The following is a 26,075-nucleotide window of genomic DNA, read 5'->3' as shown; positions in this document are numbered from 1 at the left end:
TTAATTAAACAATCTGGATAGTGTTTTTTCTTTATATGCATAAAAGCCTCATTATATTACTTATTAACCAACTTGATACTATTTTTAAATTATCAAAAGATACAAAGAGACAATACATAGTCCTTATTTATAATTCACAAAGACCACTGTTAGTGAAAGACAAATAGAAGGTATTGAGAAAGGATTATCTGAAAGTCCAGAAGATGGGATATGAATAATTTCCATTAAATCCCTTTTAACCTTTTCGTATCCATAAAAAAGGTATGGAACCTGAAAACAGTACTAGATCGGTTTATTTTCCCGCATTTTCTATAAATAGACTGCTTTCTTCCACATATCATATTGAAAGGAAGTGAATTGTACCTTAGGAAACATGGGAAAGTGGATTGATATGGATTCCAACAAAATACTTTGAGCCTATTACCCCGATTTTCATGTTGTTTCACCTCGAAAATCAAATAGTATTATTATTATGGCAAGTTCTTATTAGCACTAAAAAAAATTCACCAAAAATCATTTTGTTTGAAAAGTGAAAGTCCCTCTCGTCATTGTTTGAAATTTAAGAATGGGGACCTCTTTACGGAGGTCCCCATTAATGAAGGCAAGGTTTCTTGTTCAACGGTACAATTCATTACGGAATATCATGTCCCATCGAGCTTGTGAATATGTTAAACCATTGCTCTTTTTCCATGCTTAAGTTTAGTGAATCTATGGCGCTGTCCAACCGTTCTTTCTTACCGGATCCAACGATTGGTATGATTTTTGCGGGATGTTTCAATAGCCATGCATACATCACTTCATCTATTCCATTGGCACCGATTTCTTCTTTCACGATTTCTAACGTTTTTCTTAAGCGGACAGCCTTTTCATTCGACTCCTCAAAGATGCTTCCTCCTGCAAGCGGTGACCATGCCATCGGCGCAACGCCTTTTTCCTGACATAAGTTCAAGGTTCCATCTTCGAAGTTTTCAAGATTGTATGCAGAAAGCTCCAGCTGATTCGTCACAAGCGGATATTCTAGATAAGATTGAAGCATATCCCATTGCGGTTTTTTGAAGTTCGATACTCCAAAGTTTCGGACCTTCCCTGATTCCTTTAACTGATTAAAAAGCCTCAGCCGTTTCCGCCGGGTCCATCAGGGGATCCGGACGATGGATAAGTATTAGGTCAATATAATCCGTTTTAAGATTCATAAGTGATTGTTCAACAGACTTTATGATATGGCTTTTACTAGTATCGTAATGGTGACTTTTATGGGAAGGACGGTTTTCTGATTGGAGAACGATGCCACATTTCGTAACGATCTCCATTTTATCGCGTAAAGAAGGCTTTAATGAAAGTGCATTCCCAAAATTCTCCTCACACGTATAACTTCCATATATATCGGCGTGATCATATGTAGTGATGCCCCGTTCCATTCCATATTCAATAAGAAATAAGATTTCCTCGGCAGAAATTCTCCAATCTGACAATCTCCACATACCGTGTACAATGCGTGAAAGACTAAGCTCTTCAGTTAGATTGACTCTTTGCATGTTTTTCTCCCCTTTGATCTTGCTAATTAGTTGTTTGTTTTTCCTATCATGACTATCCTTCGTTAATCTGTGTCAGTATCTATAGCTACTGCCACAAACCTTAGTATAATTTAAGTTTTCGGAGAATCCTAATCTTGAGTGACCCTTATCTGCCATATTTATTTAGCTTAGTTTCATGAAGAAATATATCGCCGCCTTCTCGTGCAAGTTCACACGTTATGAACATAAGAAAAAGGCTGCCGCAGCAACCTCCTGAATTTTGTTAGTTCTTTTGAGTTTTCTCGTGTAATTCCACGATTTCAATCGCTAAATCTTTTGTTGTCATGGAAGTCATCAAGTGATCTTGAGCATGGATCAAGAGCATTGGAATATCGAATTTCCCACCATTTATTTCTTGTTGAATCAATGCGGTTTGGATTTTATGTGCAGCAACAAATTCATGTTCCGCTTCCTTTAATTTATCCTGGGCATCGCTTGATTTACCTTGTTTTTGCAAGGCGATGGCCTCCATTGCACAACTGCGGGCATTCCCGCTATGGAGGATTAATTGAAATGATAATTCTGATAGATCCTCTTTCGTTTTCGTCATTTTACCACTCCTTATGATCGTATGTTATTTTGAAATTAATTGGAGGGCCGTATGCAATACTTCCTTTCCATTACATGATCCATAATGCATTGGATTTATCGTATCTACAGGTACTCCTTTTTCATCCCCTATTTTCTTTATTTCATTAAGTAAATAACGAACTTGAGGGCCTAAAAGAATAACATCCACCTCATCTATACGGTTTCTTATTTCCATAGTGGCAACAGCCTGGATTTTCACGTCCAATCCTTCTTCCACCGCCGCTTTCTCCATCTTATTAACCAATAGACTAGTGGACATTCCTGCAGAACAGCATAATAGTATATTCATCATTATTCCTCCTTATAAACTAGGTTCAGGTTATTTAATTAATCTAAATGTGCCCCAAGGTTTAATGTAATCCAGCAAAAAAAGTTCCTCATTTACAACATGGGCGACTGCATTTTTTCGTTCATCCAATGGCATATCCCTTAAGATGACTTGAAGTTCGCCTTTGTATTTTCCAAAAGAATCATTGCCGATGAAAACGGCCCCTTTATGCTGTGGGATACTTTCCCGGATTGCAAAATCATCATTCGCATATTTTTTCCGGACCTCCACTGAACGGACCATATACTCACTGATATCTCCACGGCGAAGGTGCAATTCATCCAACACGACCTTTCGCTCAATTGGTGACGCCTCCGAATGGAGTTCCACTTTCAACTCGATCATGTCACGCTGCAGAGATCCCAGCATTCTTAGTTCCTCTTCACTAGCGTAAGCATTCCCAATGATGACATCATCAATTAAACCCGTTGCCCATAGATGCTTGGCCTGTACATCAATTGATAGTTCCCGGTGCTGTTCCAATGTGCATAATCCATCATTAATACTCCAAGGACCTATATCACCGGTTTGTGAAGTAACGAATGCAGCGGTACGAATGCCATGTTCTTTAAAACGTTTACTGCAGGCGATGAAGAAGTCGTAAGGGAGACCTGTGAATTTTTGCGGATAAAAATTATGACAGCCAATGATTTGATTTTTATTCCCCTGATGCGTAAGAATGTTCGATAAATAATCGACATCATTACTCATATTCAATTCGATTTTCAATCCTAAAGGATTATAGGTCATTTTAGCTTCTTTCAAGCCATCGAACCCAAGATCCAATCGAACGCCGTCTGCTCCCATTTCTGCGAAAAAACTTAAATCATCATAGCTAATATCAAACTTATCGAAAACAGCTGGAGCAACATCAAGAATGACTTCCATATGTAGCGCTTTCGCATAAGAAATAATATTTTTATATTCTTCCATGACAATTTCATATGGTTTTGAAACCGATAATAAACACGTGAAAATTCGTTCAAAACCATAACTATGGGCAAGTTTAATATATTGCTTGTCCTTATCAGGTGTAGAGTGTTCCGGATATATTGAAATACCTAATCTTCTCATAAGCTATCGTTCACTCCTTTTCTACTTTCTTTCCATTGAGCCCGCTTAGCCTGTAATCCCATTAAATAGTCACGGTAGCGGGAGGATACCATTACAGAACAAATAATCGTTGGTACAATGACAATCAAATAATAAGTCGATCCCATTGCGGTAAACAGAAAGATAGAAAAGCTAATGATTAAAATAGACAGGCCAACCGATTTCCAGGGTGTTAATTTTTCACCAAGCCTTGTTCGGGAAAAAATGATTTGTGCCCCTACAAATGATAGAATGGCGAATATAATTTCAAGCATATTTAATGCCCGCTTTCTTTTCTTCTGGTCCAGCTTCTATTTTATTTTCATCACGTAGATGCTGCTTCTCGAACATCTTGAAAAAGGGAAAATAGATCATTAAAGAGATGACGAAATTCAATAAAACCAGAACCCCGGCCATGATTGTCCAATTTGTACTGATGACAGCGGCAATTGGACTAAAGACCGTAAACGGCAGCTTAGCCATTATCATCGGTATTAACCCTAATTGAAAGAATGTATAGGAAACGATGACATTTACCAAGGGTGCAACAATGAATGGAACCATTAAAATGGGGTTCATGACAATTGGCGCTCCAAAGATGATAGGTTCGTTAATATTAAAAATCCCTGGAACAAAGGACAGTTTACCCAGCTCTTTCAAATACTTCGATTTTGAAAATAAGAACAGTACAACAAGTGATAAAGTTGACCCTGCCCCGCCAATCCATACGAACCATTGAATGAATTGTTCGGTAAATAGATTGGGCAAATTCGCCGCATTACCCGTTCTTGCAAATGCATCCATATTCTCGAGAATCGCCGAATCCCACATTGGCCGTATGATCGGACCCAATATTGCCGGTCCATGAATCCCCAGCGACCAAAAGAAAACGATGAGAAAGACTGTAAGCAAACCACCTATTAAACTATTGCCAACCAATAAATTTTTGAGAGGTGACACCAAAGTAGTGATGATCGAGTTAATGTCAAAGCCCAAACCATAACGAATGCCCCAGAAAAGAAGGACCACGACTAATGTTGGAATCAGGGCTGCAAAGGAATTCGAAACCATTGGCGGAACGCTATCAGGTAATTTGATTTTTATATCCCGCTTAATGAGAAAATGAAAAATTTCTACGGAGATTAAAGATGTTACTATTGCCCCGAATAATGAGGCTGCGCTCAAGGAGCTGATAGGTAACCAGCGACCCGCTTCTATTACACCTGGAACGGATTCCATGACTTGGGTAGGCACAACACAAGTAATCAGAAAAGCTAAGACCGATAGAAGGCCTGCACTGAGCTGATCTATTTTATAATGACCAGCAAGCGCTGATCCCACCCCAAAAGCTGCATATAAAGCCATTGCTCCGACCGTAAACCGAAACGGAACATCCAAAGCACCACGATAAGGTGCAATCCATTCGTCATATCCATCGATTGGAAAATTCAATAAAATAACAAAGAATGAGCCAATGATCGTCAGTGGGAGTGTTGCTAGAACACCGTGCCTGATTGCCAGCAGATGTCTTTGTGAACCAATTTTGTTTGCAACTGGAAGCACTTTCATTTCGAGTAACCCCATAAAATTATTCAATAACTTTTCCCCCTTTTAATTAAGAGTCTGAAAAAACAAACAATTCCAATAAATAAACATTATAACGTTATATTCATTATGTCAATATTTTTATTGAAAATATGGTTTGTGTTATAATCTTTGAAATCTTAGAATAAATAGTGCTGTTATATATTCGCTGTTGATAAAAAAAGTACCAATCCTGCTCTTGAATCCCGCAAAAGCTCAAAAAAAGAAAGCAGGAAATTGATCACTGTCAATTTCCTGCTTTCTTTTTTGAAATCACTTTTCATTTCCAGAATTGAGGGGCCAAAATGAACCACAAGCATGCACATTTCCCAATACTATATTTGTTTAACCCCAATGAAAGGTATATGATAGATTAAAAGACTGAAGGTGGAACGGCCTATCAATTCTGAAACGAGAAAACCAATAAACATTACCCTCAATCCGTACTTGACTAATAGACTCGCTAATCTGGCTGAAGAAAGAGGTATCCCCATCGAAAGACTGATGGATAAAGCAGTGGACTTGCTTCTTGAATACATGGAAGATAATGAGACCGTTAATCAGGTGAAATACAGTAATAACGAAGCGATTGAAAAAAATAAAGAATTGATTGCAAAAAGCAGAGAATTCATCAATAAAAAACAAGCACATAACCCCTAGGAAAGTACTTGTTTCATACTGTAGGCAAACTCATTGAAATTCGATTTGCCTACATTTTTTTTGTATTAAAATAGAAGGATTAATCTGAGGTATGAAAAAAATGCTCTCTAAACATGATTCTATACACCATCCCACAGCGGATTCCAAACGACTTCCCAAAGGTGTCCATCAGGGTCTTGAAAGTGTGCAGAATATCCTCCCCAGAAAGTGTCATGTGCCGGGTCGGTTATGATCGCGCCAGCATTTTTGGCTTTTTCCAGCACAATATTCACTTCTTCTTTACTTCCTACGTTGTGACCAATGGTAAATTCAGAAGGACTTGCCGGAGACAAAGGAACCTTGGCCTCATGAGCTATATCCTTTCGTTTCCATATGGCAAGTTTTAGGCCTTCTTGCAGGTCGAAAAAGGCAACGGCCCCATGTTCAAATTCTTTGCCCACTATTCCTTCTGTTTGAAATCCCAGGCCATCCCGATAGAATTCCAGCGATTTTTCCAAATCATCCACACCTAATGTAATGACAGTAATACGCGGTTTCATGATTGCCCTCCTTCTTACTCACATTCTTCTATTGGTTACAACTTTTTTAGTACAACGAAATCAAAAAAACAAGTTTTTTTTCAATCCAAACTGAATTCCTGTATAGTAGAATGATTAACTGATCAAGTTCGAATATTAAGATTTACTCATTCACTTTACTTAAATTGTAATGAACCGAAAGGAAAAGCGATTACCGATGATTTCATTTATCCTCACCTTGAAACGTTTTCTAAAAGCTCTGTGGTCCGCCTTTAAATTGAAGAACTTCCAGGTTCTTTTCATATTGGTCCTCGTTATGTTATTTTCCGGTACAATTTTCTATGTTAAGCAGGAAGGTCTGACTGTGATTGAATCCCTATACTTCTGTGTTGTAACACTTAGTACCGTTGGGCTTCCCAGTTTTGAACCGCAGACAACATTTGGAAAAGTATTTACAATGATTTATATTATAGGCGGCACTGGATTATTTATGGGCTTAATAGGATACCTAGCATACGCAATCATAAAGAAACCGGAAAACGAGAGCAAAATCTGAATGCTTAGGAATGCTTATAATAATTGGCATTCCTTTTTGATTGGTGTAAATATCGCCATTCAAAAAAGGACCAAGTGAAGGGTCTCCTACTGAAGTTTGAGCAGGGACCTTAATTCCCCTATATATTGGTTTTCTTCAGTTGTTTTGGTCACAAGTCTATCAGTGGCAAAATACGAAGAAATGATATTCATCGCACTTTACTTCCTTCCCCCATTGAGTGTCATCAATTCTAATCGAATCTCATTCCAGATAAGTCCCTTCTACATAAACTTGGTTAATTATAACATCTTCCATCTTCTTTATTAATTTTCACTAATCCATTTTATTGGTATTTCAAGTGTAAAAGGTGCCTCTCGATTGAGAAGGGACTTTAATGGGTTGCACTTAACCTTCAAGCTCCTTTTTCTTGTTCAATAGATGGAGGTATTCCCTATCCAATTCCTCCTTTTCCTCTTCCTTCTTAACACTGGACAGTTTCCCAAGTGTCTCTACTATTTGCACTTCAATCATAAGTAGTTCAGCCTGTTTATCATGATGATCATCCTTGCGAGAAGCCGATTTTGTTGATTCCTGATTGATAGCACTTATTCTCGGAGGTTCATTTTCAATTGAAAGTGAATGTGTTGCAAGCGATTGGATCAATGAACGATCATGAGTCACAAAAACGATCGTTCCTGGATATGCTTTTAACACTTCGGTTAAAGCCTCTTTAGTATGAATGTCCAGGTAATTTGTAGGTTCATCCAAAACCAGTACATTATAATTCCCCAAAAAAACTTTTGCTAGGGAAGCCCTGACACGTTCCCCACCGCTTAAAAGTGATACTTGTTTGTGGACGTCATTTCCTTTAAAAGCTAATCGTGATAATAACGTACGAATAAAGGCTAGATTGTAGGGACTGTCCTCCAATATATTGTCAAGAACCGTTTTACTTTCATTTAAATTTTCTTGTTGTTGGGCAAAAAATCCAATCTTTGCTGGCTTCGCGACATATAAATCTGGGTGCCTTTCCACTATCTTTTTCAATAAAGTCGTTTTTCCAGAACCATTTTGACCATTGATGGCGAGTCTGCAAGCTAAGGGGACATCTCCAAAGATATGTTGTTTCAGCACCCTTGATCCGACTTTCAGGGAACAGCCATTAAAGCGAATGACCCTTTTGCTATGCAAAGATGGAAATTCTGAAATATCAAAGATGATGGGGGGATTTTCCCTCGGTTTTTCTTTTTTTGCTAATTTTTCGATTCTAGTTTCAATCGCTTCAGCAGAACGGTTCAATTTCGCCTTCTGTTTCCCGGAGCTCCGTTTATGCAGCCTTGCTTCTGAATTACCCATTCGTTTAGGGGCTTTCCTAATTGAATCGGATTTGGCTTGGAGGTTTTGTGCAGCTTGTTTCAACCGATTCTTTTCGCGGGTATACTCTTCATATTGCTTATTTTCCTTTTCTTTTTTTGCTTGCTTCTGTTTGATATACGCTTCGTAATTCCCTTCATATGCAGTTACCTTGCATTGCTCAACTTCCCATATTGTTGTACACAGATGATTTAAGAATGCTTTATCATGTGAAGTAAGCAAAACAGCGCCATTAAAAGACTTTAAATCCTTTTCCAATTGTTCAATTCCGGATAAATCCAAATGGCTGGTAGGTTCATCCGCAATCAATACATCCGCATTGGAAGAAAGAGCTGCAGCGATTTTTCTTCGAGTACGTTCACCGCCGCTTATGATTTCTTGATTCTCATTGGGCAGTTTCCATATGCTCTTCAATACCCCGCTTATTTCTTGTTCGGTTTCTTCTATTTGCGGGATATAGCTGATTGTTCCATAGCTCTCTATATGACCGGTATCGGGTTCCCTAACGCCCGCGAGTATAGAAAGCAAGGTCGTTTTACCTTCGCCATTCCTGCCAACCAAACCAACACGGTCATGACTGTAAAGATGAAGTGAATCAACAGAAAGAACTTCACGGTTCCCGTAGCTTTTCTTTAAATCAGTCGCTTTTAAAAATAACATGAAAAATCCCCCTCTATTTTTCTAGAGAGAGATCGCCTGTTACTAAATTAATATACATAAACCAAATATACCTCATCTGATTTGATAACAGAAAAAGTAGTTGTATATGAATTAGTACCTATAAACGAACAGACGAATCCTCTCTAAACATAATCATTAAAAATCTCACATGGGTATCTAAAAGGATTCTTGTTCAAATGAAAAAGTGAATTCACTTACTCACCATTAAATCTGGTAAGTCAATAAAGTGACGCGGTTTTTCATTTGAATATAACTAACAGATAACACCCATTGAAATTGATTCAGATTTACTGTTTATTTGATAAGATTACTGCTTCATTGTATAAGGTACCTTTTCCTTCCAATGTAATGAATTAATGATTGCATATTATTTATATGTTTGTAAAGCAGATTTATCCCCCTTTTTATTAGTGCTCATAAAAAAGAGAATTAATTGGGCTCTACATGGACATGAACATCATATACTCCATGGTCTTTCATCATCACTTTCTCTACATGTGTCGCTATATCATGTGCTTCTTTAATATCCAAGGTAGAATTGACAAGGATCACTACATCAATCACTTCATTATTCCCGTAATTTCTCCCTTTAATTTCTTTTATCCCCTTGACTCCATCCACATTTGTAATTACGTCCTTGTAAAGATGAATTTTATTTTCATCAAATCCGTCAGAAAGTTCATGCGAGGCTTGAATGAATATATCCCAGGCTGTTTTACATATTAATAATCCAACAATGATGGCAGTAAGGGGATCAAGCCAAGGCATGTTTAATTGGGAGCCAAAAATCCCTATAGCTGTTCCGATACTTACCCAAGCATCGGAAATATTATCTTTCGAAGCTGCCATAACGGCTTTACTGTTAATTTTCATAGCAAGCTTTTTATTATATCGGTATACAAAATACATGGCTATTGCTGATAAAACACCTACATACCCGGCAATAATGTCAGGTGATTCCTTTCCACCTTTAAGCATGGAAGCAACTGCATCTATTAATACTTGTACACCAACAGCAAACATGATAAATGAAGCTACCATCGATGCAATTGTTTCACTTTTCCAATGACCATAACCATGATCTTTATCGGGGGGTCTTTGAGCTAGCCTTAAACCGATCAGTACGGCAACGGACGCGATAATATCAGTCGTGTTGTTCAACCCATCCGCTTTCAAGGCCGCTGAGTCGCTTATGTATCCGATAGCCAGCTTCATGATTGATAGACAAATATAAGCAATAATACTGATGATTGCACCACGTTCGCCTAATTTGAGGTCATTATATTTTTGTTCTTCCATTCAACTTCCCCCCACAATTAAGTACCTGAATATAATATCAACTTAAAAATGGGTGGGTCTATAGCAACCTTTTTGTATATCTTTATATAAGTAAGTGATAGATAACTATGTTGCATACGGCAAACTATCTGAAAAGAATGATATTTATGAATCCCTGACAAAATCACCGGATATCATCCCCGGATAACTAAGAGATTTACATCGTTTTATCGACTGTAAAACAAAATAAAGTTCCGCTTTCATTTGATTGCAAATTATATTTTATATGTAGTGCCTTAGCTATATCCTCAATTATTTTTAAGCCAAGACCCTTACTTTTACTATCAATATCAAAGCCAATTCCGTTATCCTTGATACTTACCACACTATTTTCAATGGTTATCACAAGTTTATCAGCCCTCGAGTGATTCAACACATTTTGGAAAACATTATCGAATAACCTTTGGAGCCACAAGCCATTACTAATCCATTCCAACTCTCCATTTAAAGGATGGTACATTACTTCAATACCGTGCATGTTATACAAATAACCCCATTTTTTAACCATCATTTCTAATAAATCGTGCATATTCACTTCATCATTTAAGATATAGGAATTATCTAGCACATCCGTGGATTGAATATTATATTCATTTGTTAATTCGGAAATATAATTTATTTGTTGATATAGTGATTGTAATAGTGGAGTTTGATCCGTATATTGGCCTTCTAAATAAAATAATTGTAATCTTACTGCTGTTAAGGGTGTATTTATGTCATGCCTTAATTTATTTAAGAGTTCCTTTTTCATTTCCTCTTGTTGCTTTAGTTCCAATTCCCGATAAGTCGTTCTTTCAATTAGTAAGTTCACTGATTTAGTTAATTTTCCGATTTCATCATTGCTATGAACTTCTAATTTATTAGGAATCTCCTCATCACTAGCTAAATTCCTGATGGTTTCATTTAATATATTTATTTTATTTAATAGCGAGTTAATAGATTTGGAAAATAAGAAGGCTAACAATAATAATGATAAAATGAATACTCCCAGCATTGTAGGATATGCAAAAGATTCATGAAAAGGAATGTCACCATTTTTGGTTTTAAAGGCCATATCATAAATTAGTGACATAAGGATACTGATCATCAGTAATATACATGGCACGCTAATAACGGCAATAAATAACAATAGCTGGTATTTTTTCTTTAATTTCATTTCTTTATATAGGTATTCAATCTATACCCTTCTCCATATATATTTTGGATGATTTCACCGGTGTTATCGCTGATTTTTGTTCTAACTTTTTTTATATGTACATTAATGATATTTTGATTCCTATCTTCGAGCTGCCATAAATATTCAAAGAAATGTTCTTTCGTTAAAATCCGATTCCTATTTTCATATAAATAGAAAAAAATTTTACGCTCTATCGCAGTAAAAACCACTTCATTATGCAGGTCATTATTAAATACCTTCTTATGTTCGGCATCAATATATAAATGTTTAATTTGCGTGAAAGTACCATATTGATTATCCAGCAATTTCTGCATTCTTAGTAATAGCTCCCTAGGATCAAAAGGCTTAGTCATATAATCCTCACCTATTGTCAAACCTTGGAGTTTGCTATCCATATCATTTCGGGCGGATAGAAAAATAACTGGAATATTCAATCCTAGACTTTTTACTTTCTTTGTAATTTGATAGCCATCATCCCCTGGCAGCATAACATCCATAATGACTAAATCGACCTCATGGATGATATCAATAATATCTTTTCCTTCTTTCATCCAACATACATTGTACTCTTCGCGTTCCATAATTTTTTTCAATAAATCACCAATCATCCAATCATCTTCAACAAGTAAAATATTATATCTTTTCATCACAGGGCCTTTCTTTATTCATTTGATAAATTCCATGGAAAGATCATATATTTCATCAGGAGCGTATAAATAAATGCTGTGCGTCCCTTTCAGCTTTATTACATCCGCTTTTAATAGTTTCTCTGCAAACTCCTCATAATCTTCATTTTCTTGTTTTGTATATTTTGAATTTTTATTTTCATCGGCTATCGCATCTAAAAATAAAATGGGTGTTTCTTTTGGAATCGGCAAGTTAACTGATTTTTTACCATTATTGTAACTCTGTAAAAGTTCTTGCTCCATATCATCATTAAAAAACTGTTTATAAGATAGTGCTTTATACCATTCCTTTTCTTGGTCAGTCAAGAATGATTGTCGAATCACTTCGGGATTATAAACAGCAGAAGGAACAAGACGATGGAAACCCATTTTCGTCAAAATATTCACCCCTCTTATAGTCAATGAATCAACTATGCCCAATTTATGCGTTACATATTGGTGCGGTAAACCAATATCCAAAGCAATAATTCCCTTTATTTCACCTGGGTACTTTTGTGCCCAGTAAATAGCCTCAATGCCTGATACTGAGTGTGGAACCAAAATATAAGGGGGTTTATTTCCACTTTCAATCAATGATTTCCTGCTTTGCTCCAATATTGTATCAATATCCCTATCATCATGAAAAACATCACTGTAACCATATCCAGCTCTTTCAATGACTGCAATCTTATTTTCTTTTGCAAACTTACTATATAATCCTTTCAATTCATAAACAGGAGCAGCAATCCCGGAACCGGACATAAAAACGTATGTGTCCTCACCGCTGCCTTCCGTATATACATTTATTTCTTTGTTATTAAAATCAACGGATGTTCCTTCACTAATTAATGATGATTCCTTGCCCTTTTGATAATTATGGTAAATAAAAACAGCTATTGCTACAAATAAGATAATAGCAAAGAAGGCGAATAATATATTCTTTGATACTTTCAACATTTTTCTCATACAGAAAACTCCTTTCAAGTTATACTGAAAGGATATATGTTAAAAATAAATTTCTAATAAATTTTCTTTGTATATTTTCACTTTAAAAAAGTTTAATTTTTAATGACCAGTGAATTTTCATTAGAAAAAGACTGCGCCAAAGACCTAATTATTGAAGGAAAGCCTTTACGTATGAAGTATTAGCAGCCTCTACCCCATTCCTACGTATAAATAATATTATATGTCGGTTTAATCACTCCGTTTGGGTAGTGTTTCATTTCAACTAAATCCAATTTTAGACTTGGCTTAACACTGCCGAAAAGAGGGATGCCTTCACCGATTATGACTGGATTCACTTTCAGCACCAATTGATCAATGAGTTTATGCTTTAATAACGTTCCAGCCAGTTCACCGCCCCCGCAAAGCCATAGCTTTCCGTCACCTTGCCGCTTGAGGTTTTCAATAAACGCAACAGCGTCACCTTCGATAAGTTCTACCTCCTCATTCGATTCAAACTGAAGGGAGCTCGAAAATATATAATGTTTCAAACCCTTATAACCTGGTTCACCCGGTTTAGCTCCGAATTGAAATCCAAATCCATATGTTTTACTACCCATCAACACCGCTTCATATTGCTGGATATCGGATAAAAAGTCCGGGACATGATCTCCTTCAAATAAGAAAAAAGAATGATTGATATTCCCTTCCAACATTGCTTGGTCGGCAATGAAATTATCCAGTGAAACTGCTACATGATATACCAATTCTGCCACTTAGCATCCCTCCAAAAGTGATTACACATTTTACACGAACAACGAGTGTGCCATAACCTTTTGTAAAAGGTATCAGATAGCCAAGTCGATTATTCTTTTGATTTGGTCTTCATTTGTTTCGACACCCACTTGAGTACATAGGTATTCATTTAGTCTGAGGAATTCTGGGATCATACGTCTCAACGTTTTAATGATTTCATTTGAATTGCGCCCACAATCCCAACTTTCCAATAGGGATAATTGCTTTCCAGCTAATTTACTTCTATTGCCCTCGATTTTTGTCCATACTCCATAGGGGACATCTAAATGTTGTTCCATTTCCATATACCAACCAGACACAATCAGCCACCGTATCCTATCAAGATTGGATAGTGCATATAACATTTCTCTTCTCATAACGGCCCTGTAGGTTTCATGGACAAAAGCAAGCAGCTTTCCTCTCCAATGCACAACTTCATCCGGTGAAGGTTTATACACTTTATTTGCCGATTCCTTAATAACAGGACTCAAAATATTAAAAGGATCATAGATGACTTCAACACCTTTTAACCAGATGGATGGAACAATTTCCTTCGGTGCATGATACCAGCTATCCACTTTCACAAACGATTTATAATGAGTGACGACATACGGTGAATAAGGATTGCAGTCTTCTTGAAATGAAACATCTCCCCAATTGTTGGCTCTATCCCTTTTTCCCTTTAAAAATTCTGCTTTACGTTTTGGAATAACAATGGTGTGCAAATCTATATCAGAGTAGTTATCATGGTTTCCTTTTGCCAATGAACCAGCTATGTAAATAGCCAAAACATCAGGATCTGCTGATAAATCTTTTAATGCACTTTCTAAAAGAATATCGCGTTGTTTCGGTAAAAATGCATCTCTTTCTATATGTTTGCTAACGAATCCCGCACACAAGACCATCTCCTTTTTTTGTAAACCGTCCAAGTAATATATATTCGTGAATCAGAATAAAATCCCTTTAGCAGAATTTCGTTTTTCTTTGCTGAGTATGCGCTTTACCGGGCATCTATCCATGTTTTTACCTATATGGTATTATTTTGAATATTAAGTTAAAAGGAGGCGTTATTTCATGTTTTTTGCAAATACCCCCGAACCGCCCTATTACGCATGTATTTTCACTTCCCGAAGAAGCGATAAAAATGCTGCAAGTTATAATTCAACTGCTGAATTCATGAATCAACTTGCCGCTCAACAAGATGGCTATTTAGGAGTCGAAAGCGTAAGAGATCAAAACGGGTTCGGAATTACCGTATCCTATTGGAAATCCTTGGATGCAATAAAGCTTTGGAAGGAAAATGCTGCTCACAAAAAAGCACAGGAAAAAGGTATGAAAGATTGGTACACGTCATATACTACCCGTATTTGTAAAGTTGAAAGAGATTATACAAGCGAATGAGTAAACTAAGATTTATGTATATATAGTTATAAAAAAATTTGCTTTACTATTTTGGGTTTGTAAATTTGAACGTTGATTTCCATTCCAGGCACTCGCTTTCCGCGGGCGGTCCGGGAGCCTCCTCGGCGCTCTTCGCGCCTGTGGGGTCTCCCTTGGACGCGCTTTTCCCGCAGGAGTCTCGTACCTTCCATTTCAATCAACTAGATTTTTTTTTCACTTTAGGATGTTCATCCCAAACCATGTTATAGACTAATTCCCATTATGGATTTTTACTGTTTTATGAAACACTTATTAAATTGGACAATTTTACCATACCCTTGGAGAGTAACTTTCAGATACCAAAGACGCTTGCGGTTAGAACTTTTTGAAACTGAAATCAAACTAGCTTTCCATTGAGTTTGTCTTCAGCATGAGACCGCTAAAATCCCAATTGGTAATCATCCCCTCAGCAAAATCGTAAAAGAGCTTCGGGATGAGGGCATTCCGAAATCCACTTTTGTCGACAAACAGAGACCGCTTCTTAAATGATCTTCACAATGAATTAATTAAAAGGAAATGCCGTTAAAATCTTCTTTTATAAGTGAATACATATATAAATCATCGAATTTGCCACGGGTATATTCATAATGCCTAAGCAGTCCTTCTCTTCTAAACCCTTGTTTTTCCACTAGTTTTTGGGATGAATGATTATCAGGTTCAATCAAGGCTTCAATCCTTTCCAGGTGAAAATGGCGATAACCATACATAACAACGGCTTCCAACGCTTCACTCGCAATACCTTTTCCCCAATGATCTTTACTTAATTCATATCCAATTTCAGCTCGATGATGTTTGGTGACCATATTCAAAAAACCACAACTTCCTATAACCTTACCGGAATTCTTTAATGTAATTCCCCATCTAATGCCCGAATCTTCTTCGAATATAGATTCGTACCACTTAATTTCATCCCATACATCATTTACTGTCTTGAATGGGTCTAACCCCATTGGCTTCACCACATCCGTATCAGATAGATATTTGAACATGTCACCCGCATCTTCTAGTGTTACTTCCCTTAATATCAATCGTTTTGTTTTAATAAGCGGAAATACCTTCTCCATCCAATTTCCCTCCTCCAAAGTCCCCTTTTCCATATTTAACTATTTAATCATTACCTAATTAAAGCCGATAATCAACGCTTTATTGCTTAATAATTAATGTTAATAATAAAAGGCGTCCCTACTTTCGTAGAAACGCCTTTTTCCGTTTACTTGATTCCTTCAAATAAAGAATTCGGTTCCTTTACTGCTGAAATCATTAAAAACATGGGCCTTCGATTTTCATCTTTCATTTCAGGAACACGTTTTAACATTTCATCAGAAGGCATCGGTTCCTTTACTGCCTTTATGCTGAAACCAACACCAATCAAGTCATTCATATACGTTGAAACCGTACGATGATACTTTACTACGTTTTCGGTTAAAAAGGTTGTTTCTCTCACACCTTCGGACTGATAGTCGTCAACTGGCCAATGCAGACGATTTCCCTGATCATCTACATACCAAGCTTGTTCGTTGCGAGAAGTAAAAATTGGATGTTTAAACGAGAAAACAAAAGTGCCTCCGGGCTTTAAACAATCATGGACCTTTTTGCAGATTGCCTCATATGACTCAATGTAATGAAAAGCCAACGAACTGATAACCACATCAAATTCAGAGCCGGAAAAATCGATGTCTTCAATCGGCATTTTAATATACGAAATACAAGGGTCATTCGTTTTTTCACGTGCTCTTTGAAGCATATTGTCGGAAATATCCACACCAACGACGGAACTGGCTTGTTGCTCTCGGGCAAATCGGCAATGCCAGCCGAAACCGCAGCCCAAATCAAGTACAACTCTATTACGCAGATTTGGCATTAGCTCTTTTAATACATGCCATTCCCCGGCAGCTTCGAGCCCTTTGACCGATCGTGGCATTTGCTCATACGCAGAAAAGAAATTTGCATCATCGTATTTGTTTTGTTTCATATTAAAACATCTCCTATAATTCAAGATAGCCTCCTAAGATTAATACCACATCTATTACAGGAGGCAACCTATCTCCTTCTCACCATTTTTTTCACCTCATTTTCTTGATGGATCACTGTCCAAATACTAACACATAGCTTGTTTTCCTACCTCCCCAACTGAAGTTCAAATTACTTCAAACCACAATCTCTTATGACAATTAGTTGTATCCCTTGATTTCAAATTGTAGGCATTAGGCCTTATCTCCTAATGTCTTTTTTAGGAATAAGTCTTTTTTACTCATCCTTAATAAGTTATCGAGAAGATAAGCAAACTAAACCATATTGCAGCTTATACGGAATCTCCCTACCTAGGCTAATTTCTTCAAAAATTACCCAGGTAGTAAGAAAAGAATACATATTTAACCATTATTCTTAAATTGCTTAATCTAACTTAAAGGGGTGAATATTTTATGAGAATGAAAAAAGCATTTATAGGTCTCTCACTCTTATGTATGATTGTTCCTGGTATTGCAAAGTCAGCCGATTCTTTAAATTCCGTTGCTGAAAATGATCGGAGCAGTATCGTTGCAAATTGGAAATTCACAAAACAACATGTTAAAAGCGGTTCAATCGATAAAGGTAATTTAATTATAGAAGATACAACCAAACAAGGAAACGATTTAGAGTTAGTGACGATAGGAGACCCTGCATCACCCGAATTAAAAAGTATGTTGAAATGGTCTGAAGAAGATTATTATGCTCAAGATGAAGTTGATAGCTTGAAATTCGCAAATTACGAAAATGCCCCTGCAGGTAGGTATTTCAAAACCAAATGGGATGCACCTATCAATTCGGAGAATTTCGATAGGGGTTATACCATTGAAGCGGTATTTAAGATGCCAAGGAAACCCAAAAGTGACATGGGGCTTTTTTCAAGACAAGGACAGGCGGCAGACCTTAATAAAATGGAAGGCGAGAAAAAAATCCTTTCTGCTTTATCTATATCCAGTGATCAAAAGTTGCACTGGACAAGCCATCCATCCAATTTAAACTATAATGTAAGCAATTGGTCTCGATCTTTAAATGCTGATGAATGGTACCATTTGGCAGTCGTTAATGATGGTAGCACGACGACCCTGACTTTGAATGGCGTTAGTGATTATGGAGAATCAGAAAAGGCCATAGGTATTGCAGCATTAAAAGGTAAAGGCTGGAATATCGGAGCAACAGAGTTGGGAAATAAGTTGGATGCGCTTTTCGGAGGGAATATCCAGGAAATACGAATTGCCAATAAGGCATTAACGGAAAAAGAATGGCTAGTACAGGATGCGCGTGATGATGAACCATTTGAAGGATCAAACAAATCCTTCCCCCTTCTAACGAATAAGAAGAATTATAATTTCCTTTTCATTCCAGATACCCAGAAATATTCAAGCCAAAATCCTGAGATTTTCAATAGCCAAATGAACTGGATATCCAATAACACCAAGAAGAACAATATTATCATGAATACATTTGTTGGGGACATAGTCGATAGTGATTCAGAAAAACAATGGCAGAATTCGCTCATAGCCATTTCCCATTTGGATAAAAAGGAAGTACCGTATATGATGGCGGCAGGGAATCATGACTATGCTGCCGGAGATCCTTTTTTAGCACATTATGGGCCACAGCGTTTTATGAATAAAAAATACTATAAGGGTTCGTCTCCCTCTCGTTATAGCTCATATGCAATTGCTAAGGCAGGGAGTTATGAATACTTAGTTTTAATAGTGGATATGAAAAACCTGCATAAGGACCTGGAATGGTCAAAAAAAGTTCTAGAACGGCATAAAGATAAACCGACAATCCTCGTCTCACATGATATTATTTTTCCGAAGGTTAAAGATGATAAAACCATTGCCGCCGATTCATCTAATGGACGGTTGATATGGGATGAACTTGTAAAGGACCATAATCAAGTGTTCATGACGGTAAATGGACACTATTATGGGATAGCACATCGGGTAAAACAAAACTCAGCAGGAAATGATGTCATTCAAATGCTGGTCAATTACCAAACGAATTATCGAGGGGGAAATGGCTGGCTAAGACTTGTAGAATTTGATGAAAAGAAAAATGTATTATTATTCCGTACCTATTCCCCATATGTCGACGGAATGACTAAGAAAGAAAAATCCTATATCGATTATAAATTTTTAACAGGTGAAAATAATTCATTTAAATTGGATTGGGACTTTAAAAATAGATTTGATTTTAGGTAATAAACAGGGCGAAAAATCCAATTCCCCAGGTGTATTTGATTGACCTCATCAACCTGGGTGAATTCCTTTGATTAGGTTTCCCTCCTATGTGTCTAGTCGTACAAGAAGGATAAACGTTCATTCATGATGATCTGGGATGCTGCTATTTTTTTCTAGTTTTCATGCTGCTTTTTTAATCACCGATTTATACTTTCCGAAACCATTAACGACAAGGACCCCTAATATTGCAATACTGCCGCCAATGACTGAAAGGGTACTAGGCACCTCCTGCAGCCAAACCCACGCGACGAAAATGGCAATCACAGGTTCAATGTACAACAAACTAGAAACGGAACTGGCTTTTCCTAATGATAAAGCGACTGCCCAAGTTACATAACCGATGGCTGCAGGGAAAACACCAACAAAAATCGCTGATAAATGACCTTCCATCGTTGCATGTTGAATTTCTTGAAATAGCCCAGGAAAAAATACAAAAAAGGGTATTGTACCGATCCATGTGAAATAAGCTGTCAATTCAATCGGATTATAACGGCTAAACAGTGGCTTTTGGAAAACAAAAAACACCGCAGAAGCAATAGCAGACATCAGCACTAAAAAAGCTCCTTCAGAAATATTCAGCGAAGGACCTGCAGTACCTAATGTTATTAAGGTAATTCCTGTGAATCCTATTCCTAAACCAATCCAACCGAAAAGTCCTAGTCGTTCTTTTAAAACGAACGCAGCAATGATCGCGATGAATACAGGTGCTGAACCAATCAGCATTCCTGCCGTTCCAGCCGAAACTGTTTGTTCCCCGAATGTCACGCCGATATGGTAAATACTAATACCAATAAATGCAAGGATCGAAATCCTCAACAAATCCTCTTTTTTCGGGAGTCGAAATTTCACCCCAGGCCAAAGAGCATAAAGGATAAAAACCAGTGATGCTATAAGATAACGAACAAGTACCAAATGGCCAGCTGAATATCCGCCATGCAAGCTTGCGCGAATAGCAGCGAATGTAGATCCCCAAATAATAACTGTAATAAATGCCAATAAAAATGCCTTAGTGTTCAAAACCTATTCCTCCCAACCATTCCCTATAAACTGAAGGTATCATGGATACGTGAGAACTTCAATAAAATTTCTATCTCGCTGTGAAGTGTCACAGTAAAATAACGAATTAGCGTACATTCGAGATGTAATCATCGCTGAAGAAATTCTATTCCAAATGGGATTGGATTGGAACTCTTCATTAAAAAATGGATTAGGTTTGAAAAGCATGCTAAACCAAAAAGTCCTATCTAAAAGTTAAAACAAAGTTGATTGGAGCGGGTGTGCGTGACTCCTGCCGAATAACTGGCTAGCCGAGACCCCACAGACGCTTGCGTCGAGGAGGCTTGCGTCGAGGAGGCTTGACAGACAGTCGGCGGAAAGGGAGCGGATTTCTGAAATCGACTGAAATGTCTTTTAAATAAAAAAACTGTAGCAAAACTCGATTTTCATTGAGTTGATCTGACCCAATAAAAAGATATCCCCCTGTCAGTGCTGGAAAAGTTAAAGTTGATCGAAGCCCAATCCATAAAATTTCGGGAATGGAGAAATATCCCTATTAATAAGAAGGAAACAAAAAAAGCCGAAAAGTTATCCGTCAATCGGAAAATTTCTCCGTTACGCTCCCTTTTCAAATATTTAACGACTCAGACAGAAAATGATGATGGCGAACCTTACTTCTACCGAAATGTCATGTTGAAAATTGAAGTGAATAAAGTGAAAGAAACGTTGGGGGCGAGTGCTTCCAGAATATTGACAAAGATTTTCCACAATGATGAGGATGCTCGGTTTCTTGAATTCGTAAGGCATGACTATGAAAAGGAGCTACCTGAAAAGTCCAGGAAACTCATTTATTTTAAAAGGGACAAGGAACGTGATTTTGCGATCTTATCCCTCTTCTAAAAAAGATTTAGTGGCAGTCTCTCCTCCGTCTATACAGGACATAAAAAAAACCTAGCTGTACGAACGGAACGTTATAGGGTCTCAAATGATGATACGGCCTATGTATTCCTGACTAGGGTGAATGATGGAGCCACCCCTCTTTCCAACCGCGCCATCGAGGCTCTAGTAAGGAAATATACGAAGGCATTTAAGTCCAATAAATCGATGTCCCCGCACAAACTGAGACATGCGTACGGGACAAACTTAATGGAGCAGTCAGGAGACATCCATTTACTGATGACTCAACTTGGTCATACTTCAACAACAAAGGCTGGCTGCCCTCTATACAAACCCTGAGCAGGAGAAGGCCAAAAAAGCAGCAAAACAGCTTGGGGAGAGAAGAACCAATTATCGTGGAAATAATTAACTAGAAGGAGAAGACCAGAAAGTCTTCTCCTTTTTTAGTATGTTTGTAGAACTGAAAACCTAAGACACCATCTATACTTCTATTTCTAAAAATCAATCTTTACAATTTATTTTATTTCTGCAAAATTTAATTTCATTAAGGCCCGTTTTTTAAAAAACAATCCATTTTGTTATAAACCTATATGAATAACAAGAAAGAAAGGTCCATAAAAAAGATGAAAATTAACATGGGAAATATGGAAGAAATAAAGATGATACATCGATTAGAAGGATTAAATGTACCCTTCCGGAATTTCCTTCCAAAGAAATTCTTCAATTAAAAAAGATATTGCGGCAGTGGTCACAATTCCTAAAACCCCACTGAAATATTTCGTTCAAGTCCCGTTATCACTTCTGCCATACTACCTATAGTTTTACCAACCACATACTCAAAGTAAGACAGTTGAGATAGCAGCTTTTTACCTAGCAATTCAATTACTAAAAAAAGGATAAAGAGAAACGACAAAGCCCGTATAATACATCTAACCAACCCGGCATTACAAAACGCCTCCTTTTCATACGTTATTTTAAAACCCTTTATACTGGAATTCCTCATTCTCCAATTCTCCTACCCTTTTTTTAAAATTTGTTACTATTTCGTTCACATCCACCAGCGTTCCACGCAAGATTTGTTGGATTCGTTTTCTTGAGTCCTTAATGCTAAACTCGATAAACTAGCTTCTACGCCTTTTAAGCTGGAAAGACATTGCTTTACTTCCGGATCCTATGGTCATCTTACGCCCTCCAAGCATTGCAGCCCCCCTTCATCTGTCAGAGGGTTTTGAGCGTGCCAGACTTCACACGAGTAGCACTATTCAATAGTCAAACTATTTACCCAACCAACGATATAGGAAAATATATACTTGTATGGAAATAATATACAAAGTAAACTGAAGGAGAATCATCCTTTGACACATTTCGTATAAACGGCTAGGAGCGAAGCCGGAAGGAGGAAATATGTAATAAAAGTGAAAAGTGGAATTCAGCCATTAGTGTACAAGCCGTATCGGCTGTTCCGTCAAGAATTTACGCAGGAGCAGTCAACATTGATTCACTTTTTCCGGTTAAAGCATCTAAATTTCAATAATATGGGAGTGGAGAAATTGCGAGTAAAACATTGTCTTTCCGTATTAATATGTTGTCTTTTCGTTGTCATGGGATTTACACCAGTATCGAAGGCCGCGACGAATGCAGAAAAGGATTATACGATTAAATCGTTCCACTATTTAAATGTGGATGGAAAAGATGTGGATTCCCAAGCCAAAGTAAGTAACATATCTAACAAAGAAATAAAAGTAACCATGGTTCTGCCTAAACAGAATAAAGAGGGCGATTGGTTGGCTTATGGATTTACGAGCAGGGAAACTTTGCAGGCATTTATCGAAAAAGATAAACAGAGACTTCAAAACAAAGTCACTACCCTGGGTAGCGGTTCTTGTTGTACCGATTTCTATGAGTATAAATATAAAGGTGGGAATTATATTTACTGGAGAGACGGGTTTACAAACTTGTCTTCAAGCTGGAATGACAGAATTTCCTCCTTAAGTACGGCGTCACCTTCTTCAAGCTATTCGACCACGCTGTGGGAGCATACTTCATATCAAGGGTATGGCAGAGGAGTCTCCTTTAGACACTCCGATTGGTATGGTAAAACTGCTAATATGGCATCGGATTGGGACAACCAGGCTTCGGCAATCGAAATCAAGTAACGGGAGATTGCCAATGACCAAGTGAAGGAGTTTCAAAACCACTATTCTCTCATCGATTTAGAAGGAATGGGAGAATTGTGGTTTTTTTGTAAGTTTCGTCGGAACTGCCGGGCTTGGGCAGGTGCAGAGGAAGCGTATATCTAGAACCTATTTCAAGCTGATGAAAAAGCCGAATTTCCTTATAGTAGGGAAATAGGCTTTTTTTATGTCGAATTTCACTTAGCGCATGTTTTCCGCGTTTTGTTGGGTTGGACCCCGTATATACCTTTAATGATAATACGCCCCCCGTTTCCTTCTGAAATAGGCTCTTGTGTCTCAGCAAAGTAACGGTTTTCTTTTGATTAAATATCAATTTTTTATAATATAGTTTGATTATTTCTTATGGCTGTTTTCACATACTTTGTTGCTATTTACAAGTAGTGCGGTGTGGTTGATTTCCCCTCCAGATGCTCGCTTTCCGCGGGGCGGGCGGTGAGCCTCATCGGCGTAAACGCCTGTGGGGTCTCACCTGTCCCGCTGCTCCCGCAGGAGTCTCACTCTTCCGCTCCAATCAACCTTAAATAGTTTCGTTTAAAAAACAACAATCTTTACGAAAAGAGCCCTTCTTATAGAACTAAACCAGCTAATAGGATGTCACCCGTTAGTTTAAGTACAACACTTTAGAATATCGGCTCAATTAATAAAAAATATCATTTTTTTATTTCACTCAGGTTTCTCCCCGAATTTTTTGCCGAAATTCTCCATCATATCAAGTATTGGGATAAATTCACGCCCTTTAGTTGTTAATGAATATTCAACACGTGGAGGTACCTCAGGAAAAACCTCTCGATTAATTAATCCATCTGTTTCTAATTCTTTCAACTGTTTTGTAAGAGAACCTTGTGAAATGTCCCATAAAAAAGCTTTAATTTCGCTATAACGACGTTCTTTTGTTTTTAAAAACCAAAGAATAAGATACTTCCAGCGTCCTGAAAGCATATTTTGGGTATACGCAATACCATAAACGTCTCTTTGCTCCTTAATAAACTCTTTTTCAAATCCATCCTTGCATATTCTAGCCATACTTACATCCCTTTTCTTCTATAAAGTACAAAAAAGTGTACTATATCATTTTTTATTGCCTACTTCAAAATTAAGAGTAATGAGTTCATTATATTATTTATAACCAAAATCAATTCCCTTAATGCTTACAAAAAAGGAATGTAGACAATTTCGTGTTGAGGCTAGCTGATATTCGAATAAAATTATATTTAGGAGGAACAATAATGAGATTTGGAATTATAGGTGCAGGACCAATAGGGACAATTATTTCTAAAAAATTAGTTAAGAATGGACATGATGTCAAAATTGCAGATGCGCGAGGAATTGAGCGTTTAGAAGGAAAAGAGCTTGCTGGAACACCTGTGAGTGTAGAAGATGTAATAACAAATATTGATGTTCTTATAATATCTATCCCTTTTCATGTAATGCCAAGCATTCGTAACATTGTAGATAAATCTGGACAGGAAGTAATCGCTGTAGACACTTCAAATTATTATCCTTTTAGAGACAATAAAATTGAAGAAATTGAGAACGGGATGGTTGAAAGTGTTTGGGTTTCAAATCAATTAGGTAGACCTATCATTAAAGCTTTCAACAATCAATTAGCTTATACTTTAGAAAATAAGGAAACCCCCGAAGGTACTAGTGGACGCATTGCCATGGCGATTGCTGGTAATAACCGATCACAAAAACAAATAATCATGGACGTAGTAAACGAGCTAGGCTTCGACGCAGTAGATAGTGGTTCTTTAAATGATTCATGGAGACAACAGCCAGGAACTCCTGCATACTGCACAGAACTAACAAAAGAGGAACTAACGGAAGCATTAAAAAAGGCAAATAAAGAAAAAGCCCCATTCCTACGGGATAAGGCGATGGAGAAGTTTTCAGCTAGATTTTCACATAAAGATATTGTGAATCTAAACAGGGAAACATATAATTCATAATTTAGGAAACCCATATTGATCATTGCTCTGCTGTTTAAGAAGAAATAGGAAATTTGGAACCAAAAATAGTGATCTAAATAACCTTGATCACTATTTTGGCATATTTTAAATCTTTACAGTAAACTCTGTTCATCCACCTTGGATGTAACACTTTAAAAATATTTAGCCGTTGTTAACAATTTTCATCGCCGTAAAAAAACTGTATTGTTGTTACACTAAACTGTCCATTAGTTCATCAAGAAAATCAACAACATCCTTTAAAGAGCCAATAATTAAAAAATCACATCATTATCACTGGAATAGTTTTTACCACTGTATGGTTATATATCAAATAACCAGCATTAACATCTCTATTTGTGTCTTATGCGACGTAAAAGACATGTTCGCCTTATGGAACTCCCTCAGTTTGATGCGAATATCTCTCGAATGCTCACTTATTCGCAGGATTTCACAACCCTTTTAATTAGACTTATGGGTAAATGAAATGA

At 37.2% G+C, this 26,075-nt stretch carries 25 protein-coding genes and 2 pseudogenes; 8 read left to right on the top strand and 19 right to left on the bottom strand.

The annotated features are described in order from the left end of the window. Nucleotides 1-631: 631 nt before the first annotated feature. From ACIQYG_RS24365 to ACIQYG_RS24340, 6 genes and pseudogenes are all read right to left on the bottom strand, one after another. A pseudogene (locus tag ACIQYG_RS24365) lies at nt 632-1,535 on the bottom strand (aldo/keto reductase). Between the two features lie 262 nt (nt 1,536-1,797). Beyond that, complete coding sequence (locus tag ACIQYG_RS24360) at nt 1,798-2,124, bottom strand: PTS sugar transporter subunit IIA (RefSeq protein WP_402843480.1); 327 nt, start codon at nt 2,122-2,124, stop codon at nt 1,798-1,800. 24 nt (nt 2,125-2,148) lie between these two features. Next, entirely contained in the window at nt 2,149-2,454 is a 306-nt protein-coding gene (locus ACIQYG_RS24355) for a PTS sugar transporter subunit IIB (RefSeq protein ID WP_402843530.1), read from the bottom strand. A 30-nt stretch (nt 2,455-2,484) separates the two neighbouring features. Continuing rightward, nucleotides 2,485-3,567, bottom strand: coding sequence for a DUF871 domain-containing protein (locus ACIQYG_RS24350; RefSeq protein ID WP_402843477.1), 1,083 nt, complete (start codon nt 3,565-3,567; stop codon nt 2,485-2,487). Continuing rightward, on the bottom strand, nt 3,564-3,860 hold the full coding sequence (locus ACIQYG_RS24345) for a hypothetical protein (RefSeq protein ID WP_402843474.1): 297 nt from the start codon (nt 3,858-3,860) through the stop codon (nt 3,564-3,566). The genes ACIQYG_RS24350 and ACIQYG_RS24345 overlap by 4 nt, the downstream gene beginning before the upstream one ends. Further along, nucleotides 3,853-5,181 (bottom strand): PTS sugar transporter subunit IIC, encoded by a 1,329-nt coding sequence (locus tag ACIQYG_RS24340; RefSeq protein WP_402843471.1) that lies wholly within the window; start codon nt 5,179-5,181, stop codon nt 3,853-3,855. The genes ACIQYG_RS24345 and ACIQYG_RS24340 overlap by 8 nt, the downstream gene beginning before the upstream one ends. Nucleotides 5,182-5,556: 375 nt before the next feature. Here ACIQYG_RS24340 and ACIQYG_RS24335 point away from each other — a divergent pair, with 375 nt between their 5' ends. Further along, nucleotides 5,557-5,829, top strand: coding sequence for a ribbon-helix-helix domain-containing protein (locus ACIQYG_RS24335; protein WP_402843468.1), 273 nt, complete (start codon nt 5,557-5,559; stop codon nt 5,827-5,829). Nucleotides 5,830-5,948: 119 nt separating this feature from the next. On the opposite strand, the gene ACIQYG_RS24330 is transcribed toward ACIQYG_RS24335, so the two are convergent. Then, the gene (locus ACIQYG_RS24330) at nt 5,949-6,368 is read right to left on the bottom strand and encodes a VOC family protein (RefSeq protein ID WP_402843465.1); all 420 of its coding nucleotides are present in this window, start codon (nt 6,366-6,368) and stop codon (nt 5,949-5,951) included. A 169-nt stretch (nt 6,369-6,537) separates the two neighbouring features. Between ACIQYG_RS24330 and ACIQYG_RS24325 the strand changes: the two genes are divergently transcribed. Continuing rightward, nucleotides 6,538-6,903 (top strand): potassium channel family protein, encoded by a 366-nt coding sequence (locus tag ACIQYG_RS24325; RefSeq protein ID WP_402843462.1) that lies wholly within the window; start codon nt 6,538-6,540, stop codon nt 6,901-6,903. Nucleotides 6,904-7,287: 384 nt separating this feature from the next. Here ACIQYG_RS24325 and abc-f read toward each other — a convergent pair whose 3' ends face one another. From abc-f to ACIQYG_RS24290, 7 genes are all read right to left on the bottom strand, one after another. Then, complete coding sequence (abc-f, locus tag ACIQYG_RS24320) at nt 7,288-8,916, bottom strand: ribosomal protection-like ABC-F family protein (protein ID WP_402843459.1); 1,629 nt, start codon at nt 8,914-8,916, stop codon at nt 7,288-7,290. Nucleotides 8,917-9,366: 450 nt separating this feature from the next. Beyond that, nucleotides 9,367-10,236 carry a cation diffusion facilitator family transporter gene (locus ACIQYG_RS24315; protein WP_402843457.1) on the bottom strand — a complete coding sequence of 290 codons (870 nt, stop codon included), beginning with the start codon at nt 10,234-10,236 and terminating at the stop codon, nt 9,367-9,369. Nucleotides 10,237-10,432: 196 nt separating this feature from the next. Then, entirely contained in the window at nt 10,433-11,431 is a 999-nt protein-coding gene (locus tag ACIQYG_RS24310; RefSeq protein WP_402843455.1) for a sensor histidine kinase, read from the bottom strand. After that, nucleotides 11,428-12,099 carry a response regulator transcription factor gene (locus ACIQYG_RS24305; protein ID WP_402843453.1) on the bottom strand — a complete coding sequence of 224 codons (672 nt, stop codon included), beginning with the start codon at nt 12,097-12,099 and terminating at the stop codon, nt 11,428-11,430. Before ACIQYG_RS24305 ends, ACIQYG_RS24310 begins: the two co-directional genes overlap by 4 nt. An 18-nt stretch (nt 12,100-12,117) precedes the next feature. Continuing rightward, a complete protein-coding gene (locus ACIQYG_RS24300; RefSeq protein WP_402843451.1) occupies nt 12,118-13,083 on the bottom strand; it encodes an alpha/beta fold hydrolase in 966 nt (321 codons plus the stop codon). Between the two features lie 200 nt (nt 13,084-13,283). After that, a complete protein-coding gene (locus tag ACIQYG_RS24295; RefSeq protein ID WP_402843448.1) occupies nt 13,284-13,835 on the bottom strand; it encodes a dihydrofolate reductase family protein in 552 nt (183 codons plus the stop codon). A 72-nt stretch (nt 13,836-13,907) separates the two neighbouring features. Continuing rightward, nucleotides 13,908-14,753: a nucleotidyltransferase domain-containing protein gene (locus tag ACIQYG_RS24290; RefSeq protein WP_402843446.1), complete on the bottom strand. Its 846-nt coding sequence runs from the start codon at nt 14,751-14,753 to the stop codon at nt 13,908-13,910. Between the two features lie 175 nt (nt 14,754-14,928). On the opposite strand from ACIQYG_RS24290, the gene ACIQYG_RS24285 reads away from it, so the two are divergent. After that, nucleotides 14,929-15,255, top strand: a complete 327-nt coding sequence (locus tag ACIQYG_RS24285; RefSeq protein ID WP_402843443.1) for an antibiotic biosynthesis monooxygenase family protein — start codon at nt 14,929-14,931, stop codon at nt 15,253-15,255. Between the two features lie 545 nt (nt 15,256-15,800). On the opposite strand, the gene ACIQYG_RS24280 is transcribed toward ACIQYG_RS24285, so the two are convergent. Both ACIQYG_RS24280 and ACIQYG_RS24275 read right to left on the bottom strand, forming a co-directional pair. Continuing rightward, nucleotides 15,801-16,358, bottom strand: a complete 558-nt coding sequence (locus ACIQYG_RS24280) for a GNAT family N-acetyltransferase (protein WP_402843441.1) — start codon at nt 16,356-16,358, stop codon at nt 15,801-15,803. 146 nt (nt 16,359-16,504) lie between these two features. Then, nucleotides 16,505-17,266, bottom strand: a complete 762-nt coding sequence (locus tag ACIQYG_RS24275; RefSeq protein ID WP_402843439.1) for a methyltransferase domain-containing protein — start codon at nt 17,264-17,266, stop codon at nt 16,505-16,507. Nucleotides 17,267-17,717: 451 nt separating this feature from the next. On the opposite strand from ACIQYG_RS24275, the gene ACIQYG_RS24270 reads away from it, so the two are divergent. Beyond that, the gene (locus tag ACIQYG_RS24270; protein ID WP_402843436.1) at nt 17,718-19,511 is read left to right on the top strand and encodes a laminin G domain-containing metallophosphoesterase family protein; all 1,794 of its coding nucleotides are present in this window, start codon (nt 17,718-17,720) and stop codon (nt 19,509-19,511) included. A gap of 159 nt (nt 19,512-19,670) precedes the next feature. Here ACIQYG_RS24270 and ACIQYG_RS24265 read toward each other — a convergent pair whose 3' ends face one another. Beyond that, nucleotides 19,671-20,567 (bottom strand): DMT family transporter, encoded by an 897-nt coding sequence (locus ACIQYG_RS24265; protein WP_402843434.1) that lies wholly within the window; start codon nt 20,565-20,567, stop codon nt 19,671-19,673. Nucleotides 20,568-21,053: 486 nt separating this feature from the next. Here ACIQYG_RS24265 and ACIQYG_RS24260 point away from each other — a divergent pair, with 486 nt between their 5' ends. Then, a complete protein-coding gene (locus tag ACIQYG_RS24260) occupies nt 21,054-21,446 on the top strand; it encodes a site-specific integrase (RefSeq protein WP_402843432.1) in 393 nt (130 codons plus the stop codon). Nucleotides 21,447-21,563: 117 nt separating this feature from the next. Continuing rightward, nucleotides 21,564-21,782, top strand: coding sequence for a tyrosine-type recombinase/integrase (locus tag ACIQYG_RS24255; protein ID WP_402843429.1), 219 nt, complete (start codon nt 21,564-21,566; stop codon nt 21,780-21,782). 709 nt (nt 21,783-22,491) lie between these two features. Here ACIQYG_RS24255 and ACIQYG_RS24250 read toward each other — a convergent pair. After that, nucleotides 22,492-22,569: pseudogene (locus ACIQYG_RS24250) on the bottom strand (hypothetical protein); the annotation flags it as partial. A gap of 475 nt (nt 22,570-23,044) precedes the next feature. Between ACIQYG_RS24250 and ACIQYG_RS24245 the strand changes: the two are divergent. Further along, nucleotides 23,045-23,599 (top strand): hypothetical protein, encoded by a 555-nt coding sequence (locus ACIQYG_RS24245; RefSeq protein WP_402843527.1) that lies wholly within the window; start codon nt 23,045-23,047, stop codon nt 23,597-23,599. A gap of 702 nt (nt 23,600-24,301) precedes the next feature. On the opposite strand, the gene ACIQYG_RS24240 is transcribed toward ACIQYG_RS24245, so the two are convergent. After that, the gene (locus ACIQYG_RS24240; RefSeq protein ID WP_275729745.1) at nt 24,302-24,661 is read right to left on the bottom strand and encodes a winged helix-turn-helix transcriptional regulator; all 360 of its coding nucleotides are present in this window, start codon (nt 24,659-24,661) and stop codon (nt 24,302-24,304) included. A 203-nt stretch (nt 24,662-24,864) separates the two neighbouring features. On the opposite strand from ACIQYG_RS24240, the gene ACIQYG_RS24235 reads away from it, so the two are divergent. Then, nucleotides 24,865-25,587 (top strand): NADPH-dependent F420 reductase, encoded by a 723-nt coding sequence (locus ACIQYG_RS24235; RefSeq protein ID WP_402843426.1) that lies wholly within the window; start codon nt 24,865-24,867, stop codon nt 25,585-25,587. Nucleotides 25,588-26,075 lie beyond the last annotated feature (488 nt).

It is taken from the genome of Peribacillus sp. NPDC096622 (assembly GCF_044762665.1).
GTDB lineage: Bacteria > Bacillota > Bacilli > Bacillales > DSM-1321 > Peribacillus > Peribacillus frigoritolerans_B.
Note: the sequence above shows the minus strand (reverse complement) of the source record. Positions and strands in the feature narration are given on the sequence as shown.